General features: G+C 71.6%; 11 protein-coding genes. 3 read left to right on the plus strand and 8 right to left on the minus strand.

The genetic code is table 11. The annotated features are described in order from the left end of the window. Positions 1-105: 105 nt before the first annotated feature. From ABZ070_RS18265 to ABZ070_RS18285, 5 genes are all read right to left on the minus strand, one after another. Positions 106-1,578: a sialate:H+ symport family MFS transporter gene (locus ABZ070_RS18265; protein WP_356634962.1), complete on the minus strand. Its 1,473-nt coding sequence runs from the start codon at positions 1,576-1,578 to the stop codon at positions 106-108. Positions 1,579-1,632: 54 nt separating this feature from the next. Next, the gene (locus tag ABZ070_RS18270) at positions 1,633-2,313 is read right to left on the minus strand and encodes a putative N-acetylmannosamine-6-phosphate 2-epimerase (RefSeq protein WP_356634964.1); all 681 of its coding nucleotides are present in this window, start codon (positions 2,311-2,313) and stop codon (positions 1,633-1,635) included. Continuing rightward, the gene (locus ABZ070_RS18275) at positions 2,310-3,440 is read right to left on the minus strand and encodes an ROK family protein (protein ID WP_356634966.1); all 1,131 of its coding nucleotides are present in this window, start codon (positions 3,438-3,440) and stop codon (positions 2,310-2,312) included. The genes ABZ070_RS18270 and ABZ070_RS18275 overlap by 4 nt, the downstream gene beginning before the upstream one ends. Next, complete coding sequence (locus tag ABZ070_RS18280) at positions 3,437-4,396, minus strand: dihydrodipicolinate synthase family protein (RefSeq protein WP_356634968.1); 960 nt, start codon at positions 4,394-4,396, stop codon at positions 3,437-3,439. Before ABZ070_RS18280 ends, ABZ070_RS18275 begins: the two co-directional genes overlap by 4 nt. A gap of 173 nt (positions 4,397-4,569) precedes the next feature. Continuing rightward, the gene (locus ABZ070_RS18285) at positions 4,570-5,010 is read right to left on the minus strand and encodes a nuclear transport factor 2 family protein (RefSeq protein WP_356634970.1); all 441 of its coding nucleotides are present in this window, start codon (positions 5,008-5,010) and stop codon (positions 4,570-4,572) included. 91 nt (positions 5,011-5,101) lie between these two features. On the opposite strand from ABZ070_RS18285, the gene ABZ070_RS18290 reads away from it, so the two are divergent. Together ABZ070_RS18290 and ABZ070_RS18295 are read left to right on the plus strand one after the other, a co-directional pair. Continuing rightward, positions 5,102-5,671, plus strand: a complete 570-nt coding sequence (locus ABZ070_RS18290; protein WP_356634972.1) for a PadR family transcriptional regulator — start codon at positions 5,102-5,104, stop codon at positions 5,669-5,671. Then, positions 5,658-6,479 carry an SGNH/GDSL hydrolase family protein gene (locus tag ABZ070_RS18295; protein WP_356634974.1) on the plus strand — a complete coding sequence of 274 codons (822 nt, stop codon included), beginning with the start codon at positions 5,658-5,660 and terminating at the stop codon, positions 6,477-6,479. The genes ABZ070_RS18290 and ABZ070_RS18295 overlap by 14 nt, the downstream gene beginning before the upstream one ends. 30 nt (positions 6,480-6,509) lie before the next feature. Here the strand turns inward: ABZ070_RS18295 and ABZ070_RS18300 are convergent, their stop codons facing one another. Next, on the minus strand, positions 6,510-7,238 hold the full coding sequence (locus ABZ070_RS18300) for an FCD domain-containing protein (protein WP_356634976.1): 729 nt from the start codon (positions 7,236-7,238) through the stop codon (positions 6,510-6,512). A 299-nt stretch (positions 7,239-7,537) separates the two neighbouring features. On the opposite strand from ABZ070_RS18300, the gene ABZ070_RS18305 reads away from it, so the two are divergent. Next, positions 7,538-7,978 (plus strand): SSI family serine proteinase inhibitor, encoded by a 441-nt coding sequence (locus ABZ070_RS18305; protein ID WP_356634978.1) that lies wholly within the window; start codon positions 7,538-7,540, stop codon positions 7,976-7,978. A 5-nt stretch (positions 7,979-7,983) separates the two neighbouring features. Here ABZ070_RS18305 and ABZ070_RS18310 read toward each other — a convergent pair whose 3' ends face one another. Together ABZ070_RS18310 and ABZ070_RS18315 are read right to left on the minus strand one after the other, a co-directional pair. Then, positions 7,984-8,142 (minus strand): hypothetical protein, encoded by a 159-nt coding sequence (locus ABZ070_RS18310; RefSeq protein ID WP_356634980.1) that lies wholly within the window; start codon positions 8,140-8,142, stop codon positions 7,984-7,986. A gap of 92 nt (positions 8,143-8,234) precedes the next feature. Continuing rightward, the gene (locus ABZ070_RS18315; protein WP_356634984.1) at positions 8,235-9,185 is read right to left on the minus strand and encodes a cytochrome c oxidase assembly protein; all 951 of its coding nucleotides are present in this window, start codon (positions 9,183-9,185) and stop codon (positions 8,235-8,237) included. Positions 9,186-9,262 lie beyond the last annotated feature (77 nt).

Below are 9,262 nucleotides of genomic sequence, written 5' to 3' on the forward strand. Positions count from 1 at the left end.
CCTGCGGTTCCGCGGCCGGGGGAGTGCCCCGGTCGTACGGGTGTGATGCCCCGGTAGGGGCCGGTTGCCCGTACGGAACCGGGGCAAACCCGGCCGCAAACCGTGTCAGACGCGGGCCGCGGGAACCGTGTCCGGGTCGTCGGCCGGGATCTCGGCGAGGTGGTCGGCGACGCCGTGCGGATCGGTGAGGCGGTTCAGCCGGCCGGGCACGTCCAGGCCGACGAGCAGGACGACGATGACCGTGCCTGCGAAGGTGAGCACCGCCAGCGACCGGCCCAGGTCCATGCCGGCGGCCAGGTGCGCGCCGAGGACGGGGGCGACGGCGCCGCCGAGGGCGCCGACGTTGTAGGTGAAGCCGAGGGCAGCGCCGCGGCTCTCGGTGGGGAAGTGTCCGCCGATCCAGCGGGGCAGCAGACCCGAGATGCCGAAGCTGGTGGCCTGCAGCACGAAGAGCAGCCCCCCGAGCAGCAGCAGGTTGTCGTCGACGGCGAAGACGGGGTAGACGAAGGCCAGCGAGGCGAGCAGGGTGAACGCGTACGCCTTCTTGGCGCCGATCCGGTCGCCGAGGAAGCCCGCCGCCCAGCAGCCGACCATGGTGCCGAACCCGGCGAAGTAGAGAACGTCGGTGACCTGGTCCGCCGTGTATCCCAGCTCGGTCTTGAGGTACGTGGGCAGCAGGGCCTGAATGGGCCAGGAGTAGAGAAACGCGAAGAAGATCGTCACGATCATCGCCAGGTACAGCACCCAGCTGCGACTGCCTCCGAGTTGCACGGCGAACGCGGTCAGACACAGACCTGCCACCACGGAGAGCACCGGGACCAGGCCGTCGCCGAGCGGGGTGAAGACGGCGAACAGCGCGGTCGAGGCCGCGGCGGCCAGGACGACGTTTGCCGTGGCGCGGGCGCGGGTGAGGAAGAGGGGGCGGAACGGGTTGGGCCTCGCGCCCTTCTCCTCGACCGCCTCGGTCCACTCGGCCGCCTCGGGCAGCGCCCGCCGCATCCACAGGGCGATGACGATCGGCACGAGCCCGATGTAGAACATCCAGCGCCAGCCCAGCGTCGGCACCACCCAGTTGTAGACCTGGGCGGCCAGCACGGAGCCGATCGAGAAACCGGAGATCAGGAATCCGCTGGCCCGGCTGCGAACCCGCGCCGGCCAGCTCTCCATCACATAGGTGGCGCTGGCGCTGTACTCGCCGGCCATGCCCATGCCGATGGCCAGACGGGCGACGAACAGGCTCGTGTAGTCCCAGGCGAAGCCGCAGGCGAAGGTGCCGAGCGAGTAGAGCAGGATGCTCAGCACCATGGAGAGTTTGCGGCCGTAGCGGTCCCCGAGCGCGCCGAGTATCGCCCCGCCGAGCCAGCGGGTGATGAAGGCGCCGGAGACGAGGCTCGCCGCCTGCACCGTGCTCAGGTCGAACTCGTCGCTGATCTCGGTGAGCACCAGGGTGATCAGTACGAAGTCGAAGCCGTCGAGGACGTAACCGATCCACGCGGCGGTGAAGGACTTCCACTGGGTCGGGGTGACCTCGCGGTACCAGGGGAGTGAAGGGGGCGACTGCTTTGCTGTGTTGTGCACGGTCTCTCCAGAGTGCGGGCAGGGCTCGGCATCGAGCCGCACCGAGGCGGTACGTTACGGCCGGGACAGACTCTTCGCGAAGAGCCTGGTCAGAGCGGTGGGTGCGGTGATGGCGGTGCCGACGACGACGCTGTGCGCGCCACGGGCGAGCGCCTGCGCGGCCTCGTCGGGCGTGCCGATCCGGCCCTCTGCGACGACGGGCGCACCGGCGGCTGCGGCGAGCTCCTCGACCAGAGCGAGGTCGGGACCGTCCTGGGCGGCGGACCCCGGCACATAGCCGGACAGGGTGGTGGAGACGAAGTCCGCCCCCCGTGCCGCCGCCTCGATCCCCTCGTCGGCGGTGGCGACGTCAGCCATGACGAGCGCGCCGGCGGCATGGACGGCGGTGACGAGATCGGTGAAGGCGCCGCCGTCGGGGCGGGGACGGAAGGTCGCGTCGGCAGCGACGACCGCAGCCCCGGCTTCGACGACTGCGAGGGCGTGCCGGACGGTCGGCGTGATGTAGACCCCGGTGTCGCCGTCCTTCCAGAGGCCGATCACCGGGAGGTCGACATCGGCGCGGATCGCGGCGACGACCTCCGGTCCGTTCGCGCGGATCGCGGCGGCCCCGCCGGCCTGAGCGCAGCGCGCGAGGCGTACCAGGGTCGCCGTGTGGCGCATCGGGTCGCCGGGCGGCGCCTGGCAGGAAACGATCAGCCGGCCGCGGATGGCGTCGGCGAGAACATCAGGGCTCATCGATGGCTCCGGGAAGGTGGACGGGGCCCGGGGCGGGCTCCGGGCAGGTGGAGGGGCAGCACACGGGTGAGGGCGGTTGCCCCGACAACGGCCGCGTCGTGTCCGAACCGCGGCGGTTCGGGGCGCAGGTGCCGCAGCGGAGGCATCAGTTCCGCTGTGCACGCGGCGGTCAGGGTGTCCCAGTACAGCGCGCCGATCCGGGGCACCCCGCCGCTGACGACGACCCGGTCGGGGCCGAGGACGTTGGCGAGCCCGCCGAGGGCGCGGCCGGCCGCCGCCGCGCCGACGGTGATGGCCCGAAGCGCCGACTCGTCGCCGCGCTCGGCCAGGCGGGCGACCGTCTGCAGCCGGTCGGTCCGACGGCCGGCGAGGCGTTCGTAGTGCGCGGTGATCGCCGGACCGGAGGCGATGGCCTCCAGATGACCGGCCGAACCACAGGTGCAGGGCAGCCCGGCGGCTTCCGGGCTGGGCAGGTGCCCGAGGTGCCCGGCGATGCCTGCGGCCCCGTGCAGCATCCGGCCGTCGACCGCGACCGCGCCGCCCACACCGGTGCCGATGGCCGCGAACAGCAGGGAGGCGCCCGGCGAGCCGAGGGCGTCGAGCTCCGGGCCGGCCGCGGCGCGCACGTCGTTGTCACAGGCGACGGGCAGACCGCACCGGTCCGCCAGGCCCGGCCCCAGGGCCGTGCCGGCCCAGTCCCGGAGCGAGTCGGTCGCGCTGGTCACCGTCCCGGTCACGGGGTCGATGACGCCGGCGGCGGCGACACCGACGGCGACCGGCGTGCTCCCGTGCCCGGCGGCCACCGACCGCGTCACGTCCGCGAGCGCGTCGAGTACGGCTTCGGGCCCGGCGGTGGCGGGCGTGGGTCGCGTACAGCGGGCGAGGATCTGCCCGTCGACGCCGACGAGCGCGGCGGCGATCTTGGTCCCCCCGAGATCGAGCGCGACCACCGCGCCGGGTGCCGCGCCGACCCTGCCCTGCGCCACCCCGACCCGGGGGTCGCTCTCACGCGGCGGCCCGGCCACGGCCGGGAGGGCGGAGACGGCCGCCTCACCGGCCACGGCAACCGCGCCCTGCCGGGCCGCGGGAGCCCCGTCGACCGGCGCGGGGAGTACGGGCGGGCTCATCGCACCGGCCGGAGGCCGGCCGCCCGGAGGTGCTGTGAGACCAGTGCCACGGACTCGGCGTTCAGCGGGATCTGCGGGAAGGCGGTGTCGCCGTGCTCGATGACGCCCAGCAGCCGCAGAGCGTGCTTGAACGAGCCCAGCGCCGACGAGCTGCGGCCCATCTCGTCCTCCGGTCCGGCGTCCACCATGGCGAACAGGGCGACCAGCCGCTCCTGCTCCTTGGCGGCGACGTCCCAGTCACCCGCCCTGGCGGCTTCGTAGAGGCGTACGTAGCCGGCCGGGTCGACATTGCCGATGCCGGGCACCACACCGTCCGCGCCTGCCAGCAGCGCCGCGTCCACGGTGAGTTCGGAGCCGGTCAGGATCGAGAAGGCCGGAGCCGGGCCGTCGGCGCGGCCTTCGCGGCCGCCCAGGGCCACGATCAAACGGCGCAGAGCGCCGTCGTCACCGCTGCTGTCCTTGAGACCGGCCAGGGTGCCGTCCTCCGCGAGCTCGCTGACCAGCGCGGCCGAGAGCTTGGTGTGCACGGACACGGGCAGGTCGTACGCGAAGAGCGGCAGGTCGACGGCGGAGCGGATCCGACGGAAGTGCCGCGCGATCTCCACGCCGTGGGTGCGTGTGTAGAACGGCGCGGTGGCGACGAGGGCGTCCGCGCCCACTTCGGCGGCGGCCTTCGCATGGTCCACGACCCGGGCCGTGGTGGTGTCGATGACGCCGGCCAGCACCGGTACCCGGCCGTCGGCGGCGCCGACCACCGTCTCCAGGACCGTGGCGCGCTGCGCGTCGGTGAGGTAGGCGACCTCACTGGTCGAACCGAGCGCGAAAAGCCCGTGCACCCCTCCGGCGAGGAGGTGCTCCACCAGACGGGTGAGGGAGGCGGTGTCGACCTCTCCCGAGGCGGTCAGCGGTGTGCAGACGGGCGGCACGACACCGCGAAGGGGGGTGGTCATGGGCATGGGTCGGACTCCAGATGTGCGGGGCCTCAGGACATGAGACGTAAGATGTCTTACGTCGACACCTTAGGCAGGCTCCCGCTCCATCGGTCAAGAGGCCGGGCCGCCCCTTTCGGTGGAGGGTGCGCGCGGCGGGGCGGGGCGAGTCGATCGCCCGTCCCCGCCGCGCGCCGCCGTCAGGGCGCGCTGAGACCGTCGGGGGCCGGCGCCAGGCCGTCGGCGACCAGGCCGGCGAGGACCGCCTCGCCCAGGGCCTGCACCGCGGACTGCGGGCGCACCATCACCGTGAACTCCTTGATCCTGCCCTCCTCGTCGAACTGCAGCAGGTCGATGCCGTGGATCTGCTTCCCGTTGACGGTGGCCCGGAAGAGCAGGATCGCCGACGGTGCCTCGCTGCCGTCGGCGCTCGTCTCCGCCGTGCCGTCGAAGTGTCCGACGTAGCGGAAGTCCTTGAACGTGCGCAGCAGTACGCCGAAGAGTCCGATCACCATGGGCCTGCCCTCGAAGGGGGTGAACTTCACGGGGCTGTAGAGGCGTACGTCCTCGGTGAACAGCTCGTCCAGGCTGGTGAGATCGCTGTTGTCGACGGCGGCGCGGAAGAGGTCTGCGGTTGCCATGGCTTCTCCTCGTACTCCTCAATTTGAATAGTCATTTTCTTGAGTATCATGAGTGGGCGTACGAGGGACAGAGAGGGAGAGGAGCATTCCGATGGCTCTGCGTCACGCGGTCCTCGCGGTCCTGCTGGACGAGGAGTTGAGCGGCTACCAGCTGGCCAAGGTGTTCGACATGAGCGTGGCCAACTTCTGGCACGCACTGCCTCAGCAGTTGTACGGCGAGCTGGCCAAGCTGGAGGCGGACGGGCTGGTCAGCGGCCGGGAAGTGGTGCAGGAGACCCGTCCCAACAAGCGTCTGTTCAAAGTGACGGGGGCCGGTCTCGCCGAGCTGGAACGGTTCGCGGCCGCCTCGGCCAAGCCCTCCTTCATCCGTGACGACCTGCTCGTCAAGGTCCAGGCCTGCGACCGCATCGGCACCGAGGACGTCATCGCGCAGCTCACGGAGCGAGCCGCGTTCGCCGGCGCCAAGGTCGAGCTGTTCAGCAGTCTGCTCGAAAAGCTCCGCGGCGATCGCGGCGAGGAGGACTTCCTGCGTCACGGCGAGCGGATCGGGCCCTACCTGACCTGTCTGCGGGGGCTCGCCTTCGAGCAGGGCAACCGGGACTGGTGCGAGCGCAGCGCGGCGATCCTGCGGGAAAGGCAGCAGACACATGCGAGACGGTGAGTACCAGCGCTATGTCGCACTCGGGGACAGTCAGACCGAGGGGCTCGGCGACGGCGACGACACCGTGGGGCTGCGGGGCTGGGCCGACCGGCTCGCCGAGCAACTGGCCGCACAGAACCCCGGCGTCCGGTACGCGAATCTCGCCGTACGCGGCCGCCTCGCCGGCCAGGTCCGCGAGGAACAGCTCGACGCCGCGCTCGCTCTGCGCCCTGACCTGGCCACCGTCGCCGCGGGGGTCAACGACCTGTTGCGCCCCCGGTTCGACGCCGACGAGGTCGCCGGACATCTCGAGGCGATGTTCGCCGCGCTCACTGCCCAGGGCGCCCGCGTGGCGACCGTCACCTTCCCCGACGTCACGCGGATCACCTCGCTCGCCCGCCCGATCGGCTCCCGCGTCGGCGCCCTCAACCACCGCATCCGGGCGGCGGCACACCGGCACCAGGTCGCCGTGGCGGAGGCCTCCGTGCATGCCGTGGTCACCGATCCCCGTCTGTGGAGTCCGGACCGGCTGCACGCAAGTCCGCTCGGCCACGCACGGATCGCCGCTGCCGTGGCCGACGCCCTCCGACTGCCCGGCAGCAGCGATGCGTGGACGCACCCGCTGCCTCCACCACCAATCCCCGTTCCCGCCGGGTGGCGCGCCACGGCCGGCGAGCTGCGCTGGGCCGGTTCGTTCCTCGGTCCGTGGCTCGGCAGGCGCCTGCGCGGCCGCTCCTCCGGAGACGGCCGCACGGCCAAGCGCCCTCAGCTCCTCCCCGTCCACCTGCTGCCTGCCCCAGGCGAGGAGAAGGGCGCCACGGCGCCGTGACCCTCGAAGCGGCGTCCCCATGGGGAAAGGTCAGGCCTGTCCCGCCGTGCGCGCCCGCGTCTCCGCGATACGGCGCCTTACCGGCGCGTAGTGCTCCTGCAGCGCCTTGACGAAGCCCGGGACGTCGTCGGCCCGGGCGGCGTCCACCAGGCTCTGGTGCGCGGCGATCGTCGCCGTCTCGTCGGCGTGCGTGAAGCCGTCGAGATGGGGCGCCACGATGGAGTACACGTCCCAGAAGGCCATCGAGAGCTGACTGATGAGGGCGTTCTGGAGCGGGGCCACCAGAGTCGCGTGAAAGGCGCGGTCGGCCTCGACGAACCCTTCGCTGGCACCCCCGACCTCGCTCATCCGCCGCACCAGCCTCTCGAGGGAGTCGAGCTGCCCCGCGCTCAGCGAGGAGACGATCCGGTCGGCCATGCCGCGCTCCATGAGCTCGCGCACATCCACGAGGTCGGACAGGACCTGGAAGTCGTCGTCGGGGCTCAGCAGTCCGCGGAAGGTCAGGCTCTCCACCAGTGCCGACAGGCTGAGGCGGCCGACGTAGGTGCCGTGTCCGTGCCGCACCTCGACGATGTCGAGGGCGTTGAGGATCTTGACCGCCTCCCGGACGCTGGACCGGCTGGCGCCCAGGGCCTCGCACAGCGCCGGCTCGGTGGGCAGCGGATCGCCCGGACCGAGCTTGTTCTCCAGGATGTAGCGCTTGATCCCCTCGACCACTTCTTGCCGAAGCAACTGGCGACCGGCACGTGATCCCGGCATCGCTGTACTCCCCACCTCTCGACCCCTCTCGATCGTCAAGCCGGCTCCCACGCTATCAAGGCATGACATCAGACGTCTGACAACCGCCGCCCCGGGCTGCGGGGAGCCTGCCGCCGGGCGGCAGGCGGAGCGGCCCGACAGCCGGACGGACGTGCACGACGCCGTATGGAGCAACCCGCCCACCCGTACGCACCACCGCGCGGCGCGGCGCATTGCGCCGTGCCGCGCCCGCGGAGTGCTCTATGCCTCGCCCCGCCCGAGCCGGCCCGTGAGTCGGCCATCCCGTCAGGAGCGCCCCCTTGCACCGCATCGCCACCCTTGCCGCAGCCGCCCTACTCGCCCTCGCCGTCGCCGTGCCCGCCGCCGCGTCACCCGGTCCGTTCGAACCCGACCTGCCCGCGGCCGAGGCGGCGGAACGGGTCGCGAGACCGGGCCCTTCCCACGGCCTCTTCCTGACCGTCTCGGGCGCGGAGAACACCTGGATCCGAGGCGTGCTGCTGCACTGCAGCCCCGAGCCCGCCGGCCCGCACCCCGAAGCGGAGGCCGCCTGCGCCGCGCTGGATGTGGCGCGCGGCGATCTCGACCGGCTGACCGGGGATCCGCATCCGTGCACCAAGCAGTACGACCCGGTCACCGTCAGCGCCACCGGCGCCTGGCGCGGTCGACCCACCGCCTGGCACAAAACCTTCCCCAACGCCTGCGAACTCGCCGCCACCACCGGTGCGGTCTTCCGCTTCTGACCGGATCAGGTGCTCTTCGAGGCGATCATCCCGATGGTCACCATCCCGAGGACCACCCAGCCGAACCACAGCCAGCCGTTGCTGCCGAGTGCCGCCGTGTACGCCGTCACGACCACGAGAGCCCCGACGGTCAGCACGCCCATCGTCTTCGTCGAACCGGACATCTTCGCCCTCCTTCGACGGCGGGGGCCGTCGAGGACAATCGTCGCTCCTGAGGAGGGCCCTGCGCTACTGCCCGGTCAGCACCGGCAGCCGTCTACCTGCTGCGCGCCTGGAGCGACGCGAGGTACGCGTTGTACGCCTCGAGCTCCTTGTCGCCGTCCCGGTCCGCCGCCCGGTCCCTGCGCTTGGCCTGGCGCTGGTCGGAGCGGTACCACTGGAAGACGAGCGCGATCAGCACCAGCACGGACGGGATCTCGCTGAACGCCCAGGCGATGCCGCCCGCCGCGTTCTGATCGGAGAGCGCGTCGATGCCGAGGGAGGCCGGCGGATTCCGGTACGCCCCGATCATCGGCTCGGTCGCCATCATCAGGGCGATGCCGAAGAAGGCGTGGAACGGCATACCGGCGAACAGCTCCAGCATCCGCATCACATAGCCCGGCCGGTGCGGCCCCGGATCCACGCCCATGATCGGCCAGAAGAACACCAGGCCGACGGCCAGGAAGTGGACCATCATCGCGACATGACCGGTCTTCGACTCCATCAGGAAGTCGAACAGCGGTGTGAAGTACAGCCCGTAGAGGCTGGCGATGAACAGCGGGATGGTGAACGCCGGATGCGTGACGATCCGCATGTACCGGCTGTGCAGCAGCATGAGCAGCACCTCGCGCGGCCCCTTGCGGCCTCGGCCCGCGACCGGCAGCGCGCGGAGCGCGAGGGTGATCGGCGCACCCAGCAGCAGCACGATCGGGGACAGCATGCTGATCACCATGTGCTGCACCATGTGCACGCTGAACATGACCATGCCGTAGTCGTTCAGCTTGGTGCACATCATCAGCGCGATGCTCAGCACACCGACGGTGAACCACACCGTGCGGCTCACCGGCCAGCTGTCGCCGCGCCGGCGCAGGCGCGCGACGCCCCAGCCGTAGAACCCGAGGGCGAGGAGGCAGCCGACGAGGAAGAAGGAGTCGGGAGAGAACTCCAGGCCCCGCCCCAGCGTGAACGGCGGCAGATCCATGGTCGTGCCGTGCCCGCTGTGATCCATCTGTTCACTCCCGCAGGGGATTCCTGATTCGTGCTGGTTGTCCGCTTGCTCGCACCAGAGTAGAACCGCCCCCGGTC

This window comes from Streptomyces sp. NPDC006283, assembly GCF_040613325.1.
In the GTDB taxonomy this organism is placed as follows: Bacteria; Actinomycetota; Actinomycetes; order Streptomycetales; family Streptomycetaceae; genus Streptomyces.